Here is a 17,240-nt window from a genome sequence, read left to right as displayed (position 1 = left end):
CTTCCGTTTAGCGTCCGCTATCCGGGTAAAGGACAATCTACATCGGTCATGGCATGGCAACACCTGACATAAATGCCAGTGGCGCAGCGGGCTGAGGGAAACCAAAGGAGCTGCAATGCGGCCCCGGGGATATCGTCAGCGTTCTTCCTTGCCGGCGGGCACCGGCGCAGGCGGCGGTCGCAGCCCTACTTCGGCCACCAGCTTCAGTTGCTTGCCGTTGCGCATTACTTCGATCGCGACCTTGTCGGTGGGCTTGATCCGCGCCACCTGGTTCATCGACTTGCGCCCGTCGCCGGCCGGCTCGCCATTGATGCTCAGGATCACGTCGCCCAGTTGCAGGCCGGCGCGCGCTGCCGGGCCATCGCGGAAGATCCCCGCCACGACGATGCCGGGGCGGCCCTGCATGCCGAACGAGTCGGCCAGCTCCTGGCTCAATGGCTGCACTTCGATGCCCAGCCAGCCACGGATTACCTGGCCATGCTCGACGATCGACTTCATCACCTCCAGCGCCAGCTTGACCGGGATGGCGAAGCCGATGCCCTGGGAACCTCCGGACTTGGAGAAGATTGCGGTGTTGATGCCCACCAGGTTGCCGTTGGCATCCACCAACGCACCGCCGGAGTTACCCGGGTTGATCGCCGCATCGGTCTGGATGAAGTCTTCGTAGTTGTTCAGGCCCAGTTGGTTGCGGCCGGTGGCGCTGATGATGCCCATGGTCACGGTCTGGCCGACACCGAAGGGGTTGCCGATGGCCAGGGTCACGTCACCGATATGGATGTTGTCAGAGCGGCCGATGGTGATCGCCGGCAGGCTCTTGAGGTCGATCTTCAGTACCGCCAGGTCGGTTTCCGGGTCGCTGCCGATCACTCGGGCAAGGGTTTCGCGGCCATCCTTGAGGGCCACGACGATCTGGTCGGCGCCGCTGGTGACGTGGTTGTTGGTCAGCAGGTAGCCTTCCGGGCTCATGATTACCGCCGAGCCCAGGCTCGATTCCCAGCGCCGCTGCTTGGGCAGGTTGTCACCGAAGAAGCGGCGGAACTGCGGATCCTCGAACAGCGGATGCGCGCTCTTGTTCACCACCTTGGTGGTGTAGAGGTTGACCACTGCAGGCGCTGCCAGGGTCACGGCATCGGCATAGGAGACCGGTCCCTGCATGATTTTGGTGGTTTGCGGAGCTTGTTGCAGGTTGACGTCCTGGCTGGGCAGGCCGACCCATTCGGGGAAGCGCTGGATGACCAGCATGGCGATCAGCACACCGGTGAGCAGGGGCCAGCCGAAGTAACGCAGAGCCTTGAACATGAATGGATCCTGGGAGTAGGGCGGGGGCCGTGACAATGTGGCCCGGGGCGCGAGCGGGCGCGATCATACACCTGATAAAACCGAACGGCGATGGCCGGACACCCCGAGCGCCCGCCAGCGGTTTCCCCCACGCCGGCGACGGCCCATAATGGCGGCCATTATAGAGCCTGACGCCCGCCGCAACGCCGAATTCGAGGAGATTTTTCATGGCAGTCGCCCTAAACACCCTGGTCGAGGAAGCCGAGCGCTACCTGGTCAGCGCCAGGATCCAGGATTACTGCCCCAACGGCCTGCAGGTCGAGGGCCGCCCCCAGGTCAGCCGCATCGTCAGTGGCGTAACCGCCAGCCAGGCGTTGCTGGACGCGGCGGTCGAGGCCGAGGCCGACTTGGTGCTGGTGCACCACGGCTACTTCTGGAAGGGCGAAAGCCCCTGCATCACCGGCATCAAACAGCGCAGATTGAAGACCTTGCTCAAGCACGACATCAGCTTGCTGGCCTTCCACCTGCCGCTGGACGTGCACCCGGAGGTGGGCAACAACGTCCAACTGGCGCGCCAGCTGGACATCACTGTCGAAGGCCCGCTGGATCCGAACAATCCCAAGGTGGTGGGCTTGGTCGGTTCGCTGGCCGAACCAGTCTCGGCGCGGGATTTTGCCCGCCGAGTGCAAGAGGCACTGGGGCGCGAACCGCTGGTGGTCGAGGGTGAGCGGATGATCCGTCGAGTCGGTTGGTGTACCGGAGGCGGGCAGGGCTACATCGACACAGCCATTGCCGCCGGAGTCGACCTGTTCCTCAGTGGCGAGGCATCGGAGCAGACCTTTCACAGTGCCCGCGAAAACGGCATCAGCTTCATCGCCGCCGGCCATCACGCCACCGAGCGCTACGGCGTGCAGGCGTTGGGTGATTACCTGGCGCGGCGCTTCGCGGTCGAGCATCTGTTCATTGATTGCCCAAACCCGATCTGATCGGCTTTTCGCCAGGCAAGGCCCAAACCCGCAGTCATATCATTAGACCTTTTCGATCTAGTCGCACGCCTAAATAGAATCAGGCGCTGTGATAAAGTGGCTCGCTCGAACACGGCCCGCAGGCCGTCCATAAGATCGTTTTTCGTGAGTAGCCATGGTCGACAATCTGACGCACTTGAAACAGCTGGAGGCGGAGAGCATCCACATCATCCGCGAGGTGGCCGCCGAGTTCGACAACCCGGTGATGCTGTACTCGATCGGCAAGGATTCCGCGGTCATGCTGCACCTGGCGCGCAAGGCGTTCTTCCCGGGCAAGCTGCCGTTCCCGGTGATGCACGTCGACACCCAGTGGAAGTTCCAGGAGATGTACCGCTTCCGCGACAAGATGGTCGAAGAGATGGGCCTGGAGCTGATCACCCACGTCAACCCCGAGGGTGTGGCGCAGGGCATCAACCCGTTCACCCATGGCAGCTCCAAGCATACCGATATCATGAAGACCCAGGGCCTGAAGCAGGCGCTGGACAAGCACGGCTTCGACGCCGCCTTCGGTGGGGCGCGCCGCGACGAAGAGAAGTCGCGAGCCAAAGAGCGCGTCTACTCGTTCCGTGACAGCAAGCACCGCTGGGACCCGAAGAACCAGCGCCCGGAGCTGTGGAACATCTACAACGGCAAGGTCAACAAGGGCGAGTCGATCCGCGTGTTCCCGCTGTCGAACTGGACCGAGCTGGACATCTGGCAGTACATCTACCTCGAAGGCATCCCGATCGTGCCGCTGTACTTCGCCGCCGAGCGTGAAGTGATCGAGAAGAACGGCACCCTGATCATGATCGACGACGAGCGCATCCTCGAGCACCTCTCCGAGGAAGAGAAGGCGCGCATCGTCAAGAAGAAGGTGCGTTTCCGTACCCTGGGCTGCTACCCGTTGACGGGTGCGGTCGAGTCCGAAGCCGAGACCCTGACGGACATCATCCAGGAAATGCTCCTGACCCGGACGTCCGAACGCCAGGGCCGTGTCATCGACCACGATGGCGCCGGTTCCATGGAAGACAAAAAACGCCAAGGCTACTTCTAATTTCAGGGTTCCAGCATGTCGCACCAATCTGATCTGATCAGCGAGGACATCCTCGCCTACCTGGCCCAGCACGAGCGCAAGGAACTGCTGCGCTTCCTCACCTGCGGCAACGTGGACGACGGCAAGAGCACCCTGATCGGGCGCCTGCTGCACGATTCGAAGATGATCTACGAGGACCACCTCGAGGCCATCACCCGTGACTCGAAGAAGTCCGGCACCACTGGCGAGGAAGTCGACCTGGCGCTGCTGGTCGACGGCCTGCAGGCCGAGCGCGAGCAGGGCATCACCATTGATGTCGCCTACCGCTACTTCTCCACCGCCAAGCGCAAGTTCATCATCGCCGACACCCCGGGCCACGAGCAGTACACCCGCAACATGGCCACCGGCGCCTCGACCTGCGACCTGGCCATCATCCTGGTCGATGCCCGCTACGGCGTGCAGACCCAGACCCGCCGGCACAGCTATATCGCATCCCTGCTGGGCATCAAGCACATCGTCGTTGCGGTCAACAAGATGGACCTCAAGGGCTTCGACGAGCAGGTCTTCGAGTCGATCAAGGCCGACTACCTGAAGTTCGCCGAGGGCATCGACCTCAAGCCGAGCAGCCTGCACTTCGTGCCGATGTCGGCGCTCAAGGGTGACAACGTGGTCAACCGCAGCGAGCGTTCGCCGTGGTACACGGGCCCTGCGTTGATGGAGATCCTCGAGACTGTCGAGATCGCTGCCGACCGCAATGTCACCGACCTGCGTTTCCCGGTGCAGTACGTCAACCGCCCGAACCTCAACTTCCGCGGCTTCGCCGGCACCATCGCCGGTGGCGTGGTGCACAAGGGCGACGAGATCGTCGTGCTGCCGTCGGGCAAGAGCAGCCGGGTCAAGTCCATCGTCACCTATGAAGGTGAACTGGAGAACGCCGGGCCTGGCCAGGCGGTGACCCTGACCATGGAAGACGAGATCGACATCTCCCGTGGCGACCTGCTGGTGCATGCCGACAATGTTCCAACGGTGGCCGACCAGTTCGACGCCATGCTGGTGTGGATGGCCGAGGAGCCGATGCTCCCGGGCAAGAAGTACGACATCAAGCGCGCCACCAGCTATGTGCCGGGCTCGATCGCCAGCATCACCCACAAGGTCGATGTGAATACCCTGGAGCAGGGCGCCGCCAGCGCGCTGCAACTCAACGAGATCGGCCGGGTCAAGGTCGCCCTGGACAGCGCCATCGCCCTGGACGGTTACGAGAGCAACCGCACCACCGGCGCATTCATCGTCATCGACCGCCTGACCAACGGCACCGTCGGCGCCGGCATGATCATCGCCCCGCCGGTCCTGCCACACGGCGGCACTGGCCAGCACGGCAAGCTGGCCCATGTGTCCACCGAAGAGCGCGCCCTGCGCTTCGGCCAGCAGCCAGCCACCGTGCTGTTCAGTGGCCTGTCGGGCGCCGGCAAGAGCACCCTGGCCTATGCCGTGGAGCGCAAGCTGTTCGACATGGGCCGTGCAGTCTACGTGCTCGACGGCCAGAACCTGCGTCACGACCTGAACAAAGGCCTGCCGCAGGACCGCGCCGGGCGCACCGAGAACTGGCGCCGCGCCGCCCATGTGGCGCGCCAGTTCAACGAAGCCGGCCTGCTGACCCTGGCCGCCTTCGTCGCCCCTGATGCCGAGGGCCGCGAGCAGGCCAAGGCGCTGATCGGCAAGGAGCGTCTGGTTACGGTGTATGTCCAGGCCTCGCCTATGGTGTGCCGCGAGCGTGACCCGCAGGGCCTGTATGCCGCCGGTGGCGACAACATCCCGGGCGAGAGCTTCCCATTCGATGTGCCGCTGGATGCGGACCTGGTGATCGACACCCAGTCGGTCAGCGTCGATGAAGGCGTTAAGCTGGTGCTGGATGTGCTGCGTCAGCGTGGGGCGATCTGATTGATTGCCTGATGTGAAAAACCCCGCTTCGGCGGGGTTTTTCATTTGTACGGCGTTTGTTGGCAGGATTTTGGGTCTGCTTTGCGACCCTAGATATGCTTCTCCGACACCGGAATCACCCGTCGCTCTTTCACCGCCTTGTACGAAAAGCTCGAATAGATCTCCTTCACCCCCGGCAACCGCTGCAGCACCTCCCGGGTGAATTCGCCAAACGATTCCAGGTCCCGTGCCAGGATCTCCAGCAAAAAATCATAGCGCCCGGAGATATTGTGGCAGGCGACGATCTCGGGGATCTCCATCAGCCGTTTCTCGAACGCCAGGGCCATTTCCTTGGTGTGCGAGTCCATCATGATGCTGACGAACGCGGTCACCCCGAAGCCCAGCGACTTGGGCGAAAGAATGGCCTGGTAGCCGGTGATGTAGCCGTTGTCCTCGAGCAATTTGACCCGCCGCCAGCAGGGCGAGGTGGTCAGGGCGACCTGGTCGGCGAGTTCGGAAACGGTCAGGCGGGCGTTGTCCTGCAGGGCGGCGAGCAGGGCGCGGTCGGTACGGTCGAGCGTTGAAGGCATATCTTGCCCTCCTGGTTCTATTTTTGTTGTTTTTCTTTCAAAACATGCCCGATTGCGTGGGCAAGTTTGGAAAAAGCGCGGCAGCTTGGTGGCATAAGCTTATAACAAACCACAAGAGACTGTTGCCATGCGCGACTCCAACAACAACACCGGTTTCTCCACGCGGGCCATCCACCATGGCTATGACCCGATGTCCCATGGCGGCGCCCTGGTGCCGCCGGTCTACCAGACCGCCACCTACGCTTTCCCGACTGTCGAGTATGGCGCCGCCTGCTTCGCCGGCGAAGAGCCGGGGCACTTCTACAGCCGTATTTCCAACCCGACGCTGGCCCTGCTGGAGCAACGCATGGCGTCGCTCGAAGGCGGCGAGGCAGGGCTGGCGCTGGCCTCCGGGATGGGCGCCATCACCGCCACGCTATGGACCCTGCTACGCCCGGGTGACGAGCTGATCGTCGGCAGCACCCTGTATGGCTGCACCTTCGCCTACCTGCACCACGGCATCGGCGAGTTCGGCGTGAAGATCCGCCATGTGGACCTCAACGACATCCCGGCACTCAAGGCCGCGATCACCGCAAAGACGCGGATGATCTACTTCGAGTCGCCGGCTAACCCCAACATGCAGTTGGTGGATATCGTTGCCGTCGTCGAGGCTGCAAAGGGCCATGACCTGAGCATCGTGGTCGACAACACCTACTGCACGCCCTACCTGCAGCGCCCGCTGGAACTGGGCGTCGACCTGGTGGTGCATTCGGCCACCAAGTACCTGTCCGGACATGGCGATATCACCGCCGGGCTGGTAGTCGGGCGCAAGGCGCTGGTCGACCGCATCCGCCTGGAAGGGCTCAAGGACATGACCGGCGCCGTGCTCTCGCCCCACGACGCCTCGCTGTTGATGCGCGGCATCAAGACCCTGGCCCTGCGCATGGACCGCCACTGCGCCAATGCCCAGCAGGTGGCCGAGTTTCTCGCCGAACAACCTCAGGTTGAGCTGCTGCACTACCCGGGCCTGCCATCCTTCCCGCAGTACGCGCTGGCCCAACGGCAGATGCGCCTGCCGGGCGGGATGATCGCCTTCGAGCTGAAGGGCGGGATCGAAGCCGGGCGCCGTTTCATGAACGCCCTGCAGCTGTTCAGCCGCGCGGTGAGCCTGGGCGATGCCGAGTCGCTGGCCCAGCACCCGGCGAGCATGACTCACTCCAGCTATACCCAGCAGGAGCGTGCCGAGCATGGCATCTCGGAAGGGCTGGTGCGTCTGTCGGTGGGGCTGGAAGACATCGACGACCTGCTTGCCGACATTGCCCAGGCCCTGAAGGCCTGCGCCTGAATCGCCACGGACGAGGCCTGCGCGATGGTAGCGATGATGAACCCGAACGAGCCGTTGACGGCCCTTGATGCCGCCCTGGACAGCGACCCAGCGGAAACCGCCGAGTGGTGCGAGGCGCTGGCCTCGACCCTGGCTCACTGCGGCCCGGCGCGGGCCCGCTACCTGCTGCAGCGCCTGCAGGCCCATGCCCTCGAGCTGGGCCTGGAGCGCGAGGCCCAGGCCTTCTCGGCCTACCGCAACACTGTGCCGGTGGAACAGCAGGGCGCTTACCCCGGTGATCTCGAGCTGGACGAGCGTATTACCGGCATCCTGCGCTGGAACGCCCTGGCCATGGTGGTACGGGCCAACCACGCCTATGGCGAGCTGGGCGGGCATATCGCCAGCTACGCCTCGGCGGCGGAAATCTTCGAGGTCGGCTTCCAGCATTTCTTTCGCGGCGAGGGCGGTGGCGTGCAGCGCAGCGGCGACCTGGTGTTCTTCCAGCCGCACTCGGCGCCTGGCATCTATGCCCGCGCATTTCTTGAAGGGCGCCTGAGCGAGGAACAGCTGGCCAACTACCGGCAGGAGGTCGGCGGCAACGGGCTGTGCTCCTATCCGCACCCTTGGCTGATGCCGGACTTCTGGCAGTTTCCCACAGGTTCCATGGGCATCGGCCCGCTCAATGCGATCTATCAGGCGCGCTTCATGCGCTACCTGCATCATCGCGGGCTGCTCGACACCTCTGCCCGGCATGTCTGGGGAGTGTTTGGCGATGGCGAGATGGACGAGCCGGAGTCGACCGCCGGCCTGACCCTGGCTGCCCGTGAAGGCTTGGACAACCTGACCTTCATCGTCAACTGCAACCTGCAGCGCCTGGACGGCCCGGTACGCGGCAATGGCCAGATCATCCAGGAGCTCGAAGCGTTGTTCAGCGGTGCCGGCTGGAACGTGATCAAGGTGCTGTGGGGTTCGGAGTGGGACGCCCTGTTCGCCCGTGATCACGAACACGCGCTGCTGCGCCAGTTGGCGGCGACGCCCGACGGTCAGTTCCAGACCCTCGGCGCCAAGGACGGCAGCTACAACCTCGAGCACTTCTTCAAGCAGAACCCGGCCTTGCAGCGCCTGGTGGCGCACATGAGCACCGAAGAGATCAACGCCCTCAAGCGCGGTGGTCATGATTTTCGCAAGCTGCATGCCGCCTATGCCGCCGCCAGGGCCTGCAAGGGCCGGCCGACGGTGATCCTGGCCAAGACCAAGAAAGGCTATGGCATGAGCAGTGCCGGCGAGTCGCGGATGACCGCGCACCAGGCCAAGAAACTCGACGTGCAGGCACTGCTGGCCTTCCGCGACCGTTTCCATTTGCCGTTGTCGGATGAGGCGGTGGAGCAACTGCGTTTCTATCGCCCGGCCGAAGACAGCCCGGAGATGGTCTATCTGCGCCAGCGCCGCCAGGCACTGGGTGGGCCGCTGCCGCTGCGGCGCAACGACTGTGCCACCTTGCCTGTGCCCGAGCTGGAGGCATTCGGCGGTTTCGCCCTGCACGCCGAAGGCAAGGAGATGTCCACCACCATGGCCGCGGTGCGCTTGCTGGGCAACTGGCTCAAGGCGCCGGGGTTGGGACCACGAGTGGTGCCGATCGTCGCCGACGAGGCGCGCACCTTCGGCATGGCCAGCCTGTTCCGCCAGATCGGTATCTATTCGCCCCACGGGCAACGCTACGAGCCGGAGGACGCGGGCTCGCTGCTGGTCTACAAGGAGGCGCGGGACGGCCAGCTGCTGGAGGAGGGCATCACCGAGGCCGGGGCGATCTCTTCATGGGTCGCGGCAGCGACCGCCTACGCGGTGCATGGCGAGCCGATGCTGCCGGTGTACATCTACTATTCAATGTTCGGCTTTCAGCGGGTCGGCGACCTGATCTGGGCTGCCGCCGACCAGCGTGCCCGGGGCCTGTTGCTGGGCGCCACGGCGGGGCGCACCACGTTGGGCGGCGAGGGCTTGCAGCACCAGGACGGATCGAGCCTGGTAATGGCATCGATGGTGCCCAACTGCCGGGCCTGGGATCCGTGCTTTGCCGGCGAGCTGGCGGTGATCCTCGACCATGCCGCGCGGCGCATGCTGGTGGAGCAGCAGGATGAGTTCCACTATGTGGCGGTGATGAATGAAAACTACCCGCAGCCGTCGTTGCCCGAAGACATGCACGACGATGTACTGCGAGGCATGTATCGCTTTGCCCGGCATTCCTCGGCCGCACCCCGTGGCCAGGTGCGCTTGTTGGGTTCGGGCACCATCCTGCGCGAGGTGATTGCCGCCGGCGAGTTGCTGGCCAGTGACTGGCAGGTCGACAGCGAGGTGTTCAGCGTCACCAGCTTCAGCGAACTGGCGCGTGGGGCCAGGGATGCGCAACGCTTGGCGATAGCCGGGGAGCAGGCGGATTGCCATGTGCGTCATTGCCTGCCCGGCGCCGCCCCGGTGATCGCGGCCAGCGACTATGTGCGCGCCTGGCCGCAATTGATCGCCGAGTATGTGCAGGCGCCCTATGCCACCCTGGGCACCGATGGTTTCGGGCGCAGCGATACGCGCCAGCAGTTGCGACGGTTTTTCGAGGTGGACCGGTATGCCGTGGTGCTGGCGGCCTTGCATGGGCTGGTATGCCAGGGCGTATTGCCGAGGGATGTACTGGGGCAGGCGCGGGCGCTTTATGACATCGGCGAGGAGGGCGCGGCCTGGTATCGCTGAGGTGATCCGGGCCGGCTCTATCGCGGCCCATGCCCGCTCCCACGGAGTGTTAGGGCGAGTAGACAGCGCCCACAAAAAAGGCCTCTTGCGAGGCCTTCTTCATGTCATCGATTCAGCGCTTGAGCCCGTAGCTCTCATCGAGCATGCCCGGCGAGTTCGGCGACTTCGGTGCGTAGTCGCGTGGCACTTCGGCGGTATCCTTCGGCGGCGTCAGGCGATCACGCGGGCCTTGCGCGGCTTCGGAGTGCAGCGCGGCCAGCAGGCGTTGGCGGGTCAGCTCGTCCAGGGCCAGGCGGTTGGCGCCGTCGGCCAGGTGATCCTGCACGTCCTGGTAGCTCTGGGTCAGTTTTTTGACCAGCGATGCAGTGCTGTTGAAGTGGGTTACCACTTCGTTCTGGTAATTGTCGAAGCGCTGCTGGATGTCATCCAGCTGGCGTTGGGTGTTGCTTGGTGCCGCGTTGGGCAGCAGGCGGGCCAGCGCGAAACCGACGACGACACCGACAACCAGGGCCAGGGTCGGCAGCAACCAAACAAGGAGCGAGTGTTCCACGAGTCCTTCCTCTATAAACGGCTTTGCTTTACGTTAACGGCTCAGACCTGCGCTGTATACCGCGAGCGATCGCAAATCAGAACAGAATTCCTTTGCTAGACGAGTCGACCCTTCACGAGGTCACGGAGTAGTACCTTGCTTATCCGCGAAACCCCCTTGTTCATTGATGGCCCGACCGGCCAGCTCGAGGCTTTGTACCTGGACGTGGCCGATGCCCGCGGCGCGGTGCTGATCTGCCACCCCAACCCGGTCCAGGGCGGCACCATGCTCAACAAGGTGGTCTCGACCCTGCAGCGTACCGCCCGTGATGCAGGTTACGTCACCCTGCGCTTCAACTACCGCGGCGTTGGCCAGAGCGCCGGCAGCCATGACATGGGCGCTGGCGAGGTAGCGGATGCCGAGGCTGCCGCAGCCTGGTTGCGCCAGCAGCATCCCGAGCTGCCGTTGGTGCTGATGGGCTTCTCCTTCGGCGGCTTCGTTGCCGCCAGCCTGGCCGGTCGCCTGGAGGCGGCGGATGTCGAGCTGCAACAGCTGTTCATGATCGCCCCGGCGGTGATGCGCCTGAACGCGCAGTTCCCGCTGCCCGAGCGCGTCGCGCTGATCGTCGTGCAGCCGGACACCGACGAAGTGGTCGATCCGCAACTGGTCTACGATTGGTCCGCCGCCCTGTCGCGCCCCCACGAGCTGCTGAAAGTGGCAGAATGCGGACACTTTTTCCATGGCAAGCTGACCGATCTGAAGGATCTGCTGCTGCCGCGCCTTTCGAACTGAGCCAAGCCTGAATAAGCGAACCCCCATGACCACGCGCATCCTCACCGGTATCACCACCACCGGCACCCCGCACCTGGGCAACTACGCCGGCGCCATCCGTCCGGCCATCCTCGCCAGCCAGCAGCCCGGCGTCGACTCGTTCTACTTCCTGGCCGACTACCACGCCCTGATCAAGTGCGACGACCCGCAGCGCATCCAGCGTTCGCGCCTGGAGATCGCCGCCACCTGGCTCGCCGGTGGCCTGGACCCGGCCAAGGTGACCTTCTATCGCCAGTCGGACATCCCCGAGATCCCGGAGCTTACCTGGCTGCTGACCTGCGTCGCCGCCAAGGGCCTGCTCAACCGCGCTCACGCCTACAAGGCGTCGGTGGACAAGAATGTCGAGGCCGGCGAAGACCCGGACGCCGGCGTTACCATGGGCCTGTTCAGCTACCCGGTGCTGATGGCTGCTGACATCCTGATGTTCAATGCCAACAAGGTGCCGGTTGGCCGCGACCAGATCCAGCACGTGGAGATGGCACGTGACATCGGCCAGCGTTTCAACCACCTGTTCGGCCAGGGCAAGGACTTCTTCGCCCTGCCCGAGGCGGTGATCGAGGAGAGCGTGGCCACGCTCCCGGGCCTGGACGGTCGCAAGATGTCCAAGAGCTACGACAACACCATCCCGCTGTTCACCAGCGCCAAGGACATGAAGGATGCGATCTCGCGCATCGTCACCGACTCCAAGGCCCCCGGCGAGGCCAAGGATCCGGACAACTCGCACCTGTTCACCCTGTTCCAGGCCTTCTCCTCGCCGGCGCAATGCGCCGAGTTCCGCGAAGAGCTGCTTCAGGGCCTGGGCTGGGGCGATGCCAAGCAGCGCCTGTTCCAGCTGCTCGACGGCCAGTTGGCCGAAAAGCGCGAGCACTATCACCAGCTGATCGCGCGCCCGTCTGAGCTCGAGGACATCCTTCTGGCCGGCGCCGCCAAGGCCCGCAAGATCGCCACGCCGTTCCTCGAGCAACTGCGCGAGGCAGTTGGCCTGCGTTCGTTCCGCACCACCGTGCAGGCCAGCACCGAGGTGAAGAAGAAGGCCGCCAAGAGCGCCCGCTTCGTCAGCTTCCGTGACGAGGATGGCAGCTTCCGCTTCCGCCTGCTGGCCGCTGATGGCGAGCAATTGCTGCTGTCGCGCAGCTTCGCCGATGGCAAGAGCGCTGGGGCGGTGAGCAAGCAGCTGCAACAGGGCGGCGAGGCCGATGTGCGAGTCGAGGGCCTGGGCTTCTCGCTGTGGCTGAACGGTGAGCAAGTTGCCGACGGGCCGCAGTTCGAGGCCGCCGAGGCCCGTGACGCGGCCATCACCAGCCTGCGCGAGGCCCTGGCGCCACAGGCGGACTGAGTCACTTTGACGCAAGTCTGATTGCCATTAAGCGGGCCGGTCGCTACAGTGACGGCCCGTTTTTTGTTGCCTCGCTAACGAAATCATGACGCCCCTAGAACGATACCAAGCCGATCTGAAACGCCCCGACTTCTTCCATGACGCGGCGCAGGAAACTGCGGTGCGTCACCTGCAGCGCCTGTACGACGACCTGGTACACGCGCAGAACAACAAGCCGGGCGTGTTCGGCAAGCTGTTCGGCAAGAAGGAGCAGACGCCGGTCAAGGGCCTGTACTTCTGGGGCGGCGTGGGCCGGGGCAAGACCTACCTGGTCGACACCTTCTATGAAGCGCTGCCGTTCAAGCAGAAGATGCGCACGCACTTCCACCGCTTCATGAAGCGCGTCCACGAGGAGATGAAGACCCTCAAGGGCGAGAAGAACCCGCTGACCATCATCGCCAAGCGCTTCAGCGACGAAGCCAAGGTGATCTGCTTCGACGAGTTCTTCGTCTCCGATATCACCGATGCCATGATCCTCGGCACCCTGATGGAAGAGCTGTTCAAGAACGGCGTGTCGCTGGTGGCCACTTCCAACATCGTCCCGGACGGCCTGTACAAGGACGGCCTGCAGCGCGCGCGCTTCCTGCCGGCCATCGCCATGATCAAGCAGTACACCGATGTGGTGAACGTCGACAGCGGCGTGGACTACCGTCTGCGCCACCTGGAGCAGGCAGAGCTGTTCCACTTCCCGCTCGACGACGCGGCGCATGAAAGCCTGCGCGCCAGCTTCAAGGCGTTGACCCCAGAGTGCACCCAGGCAGTCGAGAACGACGTGCTGATGATCGAGAACCGCGAGATCCATGCCCTGCGCACCTGCGATGACGTTGCCTGGTTCGACTTCCGCGCCCTGTGCGACGGGCCGCGCAGCCAGAACGACTACATCGAGCTGGGCAAGATCTTCCATGCCGTGCTGCTGAGCAACGTCGAGCAGATGGGCGTGACCACCGACGACATCGCCCGGCGCTTCATCAACATGGTCGACGAGTTCTACGACCGCAACGTGAAGCTGATCATCTCGGCCGAGGTGGAGCTCAAGGACCTGTACACCGGCGGGCGCCTGAGCTTCGAGTTCCAGCGCACGCTCAGCCGCCTGCTGGAGATGCAGTCCCACGAGTTCCTGTCGCGGGCGCACAAGCCGTAAGCCATTCCTTTCGTGGGAGCGGGGCAAGCCCGCTCCCACGATAGAAGATTCATGCCTCTTGCATGAACTGCTGCCGATACTGGTTCGGCGACAACTCCGTGTGCTGGCGGAACAGCCGGGCGAAGAAGCTCGCGTCGTCGTAGCCCACCTCGTAGCTGATGGTCTTGATGCTCTTGCGCGTGCTCGACAGCAGGCCCTTGGCGGTCTCGATGCGCAGGCGCTGCAGGTAGTGTAGGGGCTTGTCGCCGGTGGCGCTCTGGAAGCGGCGCATGAAGTTGCGGATGCTCATGCCGTGGTTTCGCGCCACATCCTCGAAGCGGAACTTGTCGGCGAAGTGCTCTTCTAGCCAGTGCTGGATCTGCAGGATGATCAGGTCCTGGTGCAGCTTCTGGCCGCCGAAGCCCATGCGCCCCGGGGTATAGTTGCGCTGCACCTCGTAGAGGATGTCGCGGGCCACCGCGCGGGCCACGTTGGCGCCACAGAAGCGTTCGATCAGGTAGATGTACAGGTCGCAGGCCGAGGTGGTGCCGCCGGCGCAGTAGAGATTGTCGGCGTCGGTCAGGTGCTTGTCCTGGTTCAGGCGGATCTTCGGGAAGCGCTCGGCGAAGCTGCTGAAGAAGCGCCAGTAGGTGGTTGCCTCCTTGCCGTCGAGCAGCCCCGACTCGGCCAGCCAGAACACGCCGCTGGCCTCGGCGCACAGCACCGCGCCACGGGCATGCTGCGCGCGCAGCCAGGGCAGCACCTGCGGATAGCGTTGCAGCAGGTTGTCGAAGTCATCCCAGAAGGCCGGCAGGATGATCACGTCGGCATCATTGAGGCCGCTGTCGACCGGCAACTGCACGTTGCTGAAGCTGTCCACGGGCAAACCGTCCGGGCTCACCAGGCCGATCTCGAACATCGGTTGCAGGCCCAGGCCCAGCTGCTTGCTGTAGCGCAGGCTGGCCAGGTGGAAGAAGTCCTTGGCCTGCATCAGTGTCGAAGCGAACACTTTATCAACGGCCAGGATGCTGACGCGCCGCAGCGACGCCGGGGGTTGGGTAAACATCATTGTCATTGTTCTTATAGGGTAGAGTGGTCAATCACCGGCTGGATCGTCTTATTTTTTGGCGATTGTGTCTACCCCACGAAAGAGCAGTGCAGCGTCTGTGTTGCATCAAGGCGCGGGGTTCGGCTGCTCCTGATGGACCGCCTCGATCGCCGCCAGCAGTTCATCGCCCAGGTTCAACGCCTGGCTGTCGATGTTGCTGCGCAGTTGCTCGAGGTTCGTCGCGCCGATGATGTTGCTGGTCACGAACGGCTGCCGGGTCACGAACGCCAGCGCCATCTGCGCCGGGTCCAGCCCGTGTTCGCGGGCCAGCTGCACATAGCGGCCGCAGGCGGCCACGGTCTGCGGATTGGAGTAGCGGGCAAAGCGGCTGAACAGGGTCAGGCGAGCGTGTTCGGGGCGGGCGCCGTTTTCGTACTTGCCTGACAGCATGCCGAAGGCCAGCGGCGAATAGGCCAGCAAACCACACTGCTCGCGGATTGCCACCTCCGCCAGGCCCACCTCGAAGCTGCGATTGAGCAGGTTGTAGGGGTTCTGGATCGACACCGCGCGGGGCCAGCCGCGGGTTTCGGCCAGGTGCAGGAATTTCAGGGTGCCCCACGGGGTTTCGTTGGACAGGCCGATGTGGCGGATCTTGCCGGCGCGCACCTGTTCATCGAGCACCTCCAGGGTTTCCTCCAGCGGGGTGAAAATGTCCTGGGGCAGGTGCTGGTAGCCGAGCTTGCCGAAGAAGTTGGTGCTGCGCTCGGGCCAGTGCAACTGGTAGAGGTCGATGCGGTCGGTCTGCAGGCGCTTGAGGCTCTCGTCCAGCGCGGCGACGATGTGCTGGCGGTTGTGCTTGAGCTGGCCGTCGCGGATGTGGCTGATGCCGTTGCCGGGGCCGGCGACCTTGCTGGCAAGGATCCAGTCGTCACGGTCGCCGTTGGCGGCGAACCAGTTGCCGATGATGCGTTCGGTGGCGGCGTAGGTCTCCGGGCGCGGTGGCACTGGGTACATCTCGGCGGTGTCGATGAAGTTGATGCCGCTGGCCTTGGCCAGGGCGATCTGGGCGAAGGCCTGGTCCTGGGTGTTCTGTTCGCCCCAGGTCATGGTGCCCAGGCACAGGGCGCTGACGTCGAGGTCGGTACGGCCGAGCTTACGGTATTCCATCGGGTATACGCTCCATGGCAAAGATGAGCATAAAAGCAGGTTGAAATTTTTCCTGCAATCTGGATAATTCTGCCCCTCTCCGTGTGGCGGAAGTGATGCACCACCATGCAGGGAACCCTTGTCGAACATTGGCGTGCCCGACCCGAGCCCCCAAAAGCGTCAGCGTTCGGCTGCGCGCTTGCCCTTGGCAAGCTGTGCACTATCCAGTAAGATTCGCCGTCTATTTTTCGCTGGGCGGCCTCTGAGGCTTTAGAGAATGAAAACTTTTACTGCTAAACCGGAAACAGTAAAGCGCGAGTGGTTCGTAGTCGACGCCGCTGGTCAGACCCTGGGTCGTCTGGCTACCGAAATCGCTAGCCGCCTGCGTGGCAAGCACAAGCCAGAATACACCCCTCACGTTGACACCGGCGACTACATCGTCGTCATCAACGCCGAGCAAATCCGTGTGACTGGTGCCAAGTCTTCCGACAAGATGTACTACTCCCACTCCGGCTTCCCGGGCGGTATCAAGGAAATCAACTTCGAGAAGTTGATCGCCAAGGCCCCTGAGCGTGTTATCGAAACCGCGGTCAAAGGCATGCTGCCGAAGAACCCGCTGGGTCGCGACATGTACCGCAAGCTGAAAGTGTACGCGGGTGCTGCTCACCCACACACTGCTCAGCAGCCTCAAGAACTGAAGATCTAACGGGATAGTTCATTATGTCGGCGACTCAAAACTACGGCACTGGCCGTCGCAAGACCGCAACCGCTCGCGTTTTCCTGCGTCCAGGTACCGGTAACATCTCCATCAACAACCGTTCTCTGGACGTGTTCTTCGGCCGCGAAACCGCTCGCATGGTTGTTCGCCAGCCGCTGGAACTGACCGAAACCGTTGAGAAGTTCGACATCTACGTCACCGTTTCCGGTGGTGGTGTCAGCGGTCAGGCCGGTGCAATCCGCCACGGCATCACCCGCGCCCTGATGGAATACGACGAAACCCTGCGTGGCGCTCTGCGTCGTGCTGGCTACGTCACCCGCGACGCTCGTGAAGTTGAGCGTAAGAAAGTGGGTCTGCGTAAAGCGCGTAAGCGTCCTCAGTACTCCAAGCGTTAATACCGCTTCGGCAGTCGAAAAAAGCCCGGTTCCTTTTTGGAACCGGGCTTTTTTTATGTCTTCAACTAACCTGTCTGCTAGTCCGTGGCCGTTTGTCGCATAGACGCAGATCAAGCAAAGCGAGGGTAGTGGCCCGACGAGCGGGTAATCACCTTGTCAGCGTGTGGATTTGTTCCTTACCATTGCGGCCAATTTTTAGTGCCACAGACGTACCTAA

The 17,240-nt window shown here is 63.5% G+C and carries 15 protein-coding genes; 10 read left to right on the top strand and 5 right to left on the bottom strand.

All coding sequences use genetic code 11. From position 1 onward, the window contains the following. Nucleotides 1–135 precede the first annotated feature (135 nt). Nucleotides 136–1,299 carry a Do family serine endopeptidase AlgW gene (gene algW, locus C3F42_RS12135; RefSeq protein WP_094010231.1) on the bottom strand — a complete coding sequence of 388 codons (1,164 nt, stop codon included), beginning with the start codon at nucleotides 1,297–1,299 and terminating at the stop codon, nucleotides 136–138. A gap of 206 nt (nucleotides 1,300–1,505) precedes the next feature. On the opposite strand from algW, the gene C3F42_RS12130 reads away from it, so the two are divergent. The 3 genes from C3F42_RS12130 to cysN all read left to right on the top strand — a co-directional run bounded on the left by C3F42_RS12130 (nucleotide 1,506) and on the right by cysN (nucleotide 5,253). Then, nucleotides 1,506–2,264, top strand: a complete 759-nt coding sequence (locus C3F42_RS12130) for a Nif3-like dinuclear metal center hexameric protein (RefSeq protein ID WP_094010230.1) — start codon at nucleotides 1,506–1,508, stop codon at nucleotides 2,262–2,264. A gap of 154 nt (nucleotides 2,265–2,418) precedes the next feature. Further along, complete coding sequence (gene cysD, locus C3F42_RS12125) at nucleotides 2,419–3,336, top strand: sulfate adenylyltransferase subunit CysD (RefSeq protein WP_038707406.1); 918 nt, start codon at nucleotides 2,419–2,421, stop codon at nucleotides 3,334–3,336. Between the two features lie 15 nt (nucleotides 3,337–3,351). Then, nucleotides 3,352–5,253 (top strand): sulfate adenylyltransferase subunit CysN, encoded by a 1,902-nt coding sequence (cysN, locus tag C3F42_RS12120; protein WP_038707407.1) that lies wholly within the window; start codon nucleotides 3,352–3,354, stop codon nucleotides 5,251–5,253. Between the two features lie 89 nt (nucleotides 5,254–5,342). Here the strand turns inward: cysN and C3F42_RS12115 are convergent, their stop codons facing one another. Next, nucleotides 5,343–5,822 (bottom strand): Lrp/AsnC family transcriptional regulator, encoded by a 480-nt coding sequence (locus C3F42_RS12115; RefSeq protein WP_094010228.1) that lies wholly within the window; start codon nucleotides 5,820–5,822, stop codon nucleotides 5,343–5,345. A 127-nt stretch (nucleotides 5,823–5,949) separates the two neighbouring features. Here C3F42_RS12115 and C3F42_RS12110 point away from each other — a divergent pair, with 127 nt between their 5' ends. Next, nucleotides 5,950–7,146: a methionine gamma-lyase gene (locus tag C3F42_RS12110; RefSeq protein WP_023632306.1), complete on the top strand. Its 1,197-nt coding sequence runs from the start codon at nucleotides 5,950–5,952 to the stop codon at nucleotides 7,144–7,146. Nucleotides 7,147–7,170: 24 nt separating this feature from the next. Then, on the top strand, nucleotides 7,171–9,861 hold the full coding sequence (mdeB, locus tag C3F42_RS12105; RefSeq protein WP_104444482.1) for an alpha-ketoglutarate dehydrogenase: 2,691 nt from the start codon (nucleotides 7,171–7,173) through the stop codon (nucleotides 9,859–9,861). Between the two features lie 112 nt (nucleotides 9,862–9,973). On the opposite strand, the gene C3F42_RS12100 is transcribed toward mdeB, so the two are convergent. After that, entirely contained in the window at nucleotides 9,974–10,411 is a 438-nt protein-coding gene (locus tag C3F42_RS12100; protein ID WP_023630140.1) for a YhcB family protein, read from the bottom strand. A 135-nt stretch (nucleotides 10,412–10,546) separates the two neighbouring features. Here C3F42_RS12100 and C3F42_RS12095 point away from each other — a divergent pair, with 135 nt between their 5' ends. The 3 genes from C3F42_RS12095 to zapE all read left to right on the top strand — a co-directional run bounded on the left by C3F42_RS12095 (nucleotide 10,547) and on the right by zapE (nucleotide 13,737). Continuing rightward, a complete protein-coding gene (locus C3F42_RS12095) occupies nucleotides 10,547–11,182 on the top strand; it encodes an alpha/beta hydrolase (protein ID WP_094010226.1) in 636 nt (211 codons plus the stop codon). Between the two features lie 25 nt (nucleotides 11,183–11,207). Further along, nucleotides 11,208–12,557, top strand: a complete 1,350-nt coding sequence (locus C3F42_RS12090; protein WP_094010225.1) for a tryptophan--tRNA ligase — start codon at nucleotides 11,208–11,210, stop codon at nucleotides 12,555–12,557. 85 nt (nucleotides 12,558–12,642) lie between these two features. After that, nucleotides 12,643–13,737 (top strand): cell division protein ZapE, encoded by a 1,095-nt coding sequence (gene zapE / locus C3F42_RS12085; protein WP_023630138.1) that lies wholly within the window; start codon nucleotides 12,643–12,645, stop codon nucleotides 13,735–13,737. A gap of 49 nt (nucleotides 13,738–13,786) precedes the next feature. Here zapE and C3F42_RS12080 read toward each other — a convergent pair whose 3' ends face one another. Together C3F42_RS12080 and C3F42_RS12075 are read right to left on the bottom strand one after the other, a co-directional pair. Further along, nucleotides 13,787–14,683 (bottom strand): GlxA family transcriptional regulator, encoded by an 897-nt coding sequence (locus tag C3F42_RS12080; RefSeq protein ID WP_177182880.1) that lies wholly within the window; start codon nucleotides 14,681–14,683, stop codon nucleotides 13,787–13,789. Nucleotides 14,684–14,890: 207 nt separating this feature from the next. After that, entirely contained in the window at nucleotides 14,891–15,931 is a 1,041-nt protein-coding gene (locus C3F42_RS12075; RefSeq protein WP_094010224.1) for an NADP(H)-dependent aldo-keto reductase, read from the bottom strand. 256 nt (nucleotides 15,932–16,187) lie between these two features. Between C3F42_RS12075 and rplM the strand changes: the two genes are divergently transcribed. Continuing rightward, nucleotides 16,188–16,616, top strand: a complete 429-nt coding sequence (rplM, locus tag C3F42_RS12070) for a 50S ribosomal protein L13 (RefSeq protein WP_008097538.1) — start codon at nucleotides 16,188–16,190, stop codon at nucleotides 16,614–16,616. Between the two features lie 14 nt (nucleotides 16,617–16,630). Further along, complete coding sequence (gene rpsI, locus C3F42_RS12065; protein WP_003260797.1) at nucleotides 16,631–17,023, top strand: 30S ribosomal protein S9; 393 nt, start codon at nucleotides 16,631–16,633, stop codon at nucleotides 17,021–17,023. Nucleotides 17,024–17,240: the final 217 nt, after the last annotated feature.

It is taken from the genome of Pseudomonas sp. PONIH3 (assembly GCF_002934345.1).
In the GTDB taxonomy this organism is placed as follows: domain Bacteria; phylum Pseudomonadota; class Gammaproteobacteria; order Pseudomonadales; family Pseudomonadaceae; genus Aquipseudomonas; species Aquipseudomonas soli.
This window is presented reverse-complemented; position numbering and strand designations above follow the sequence as displayed.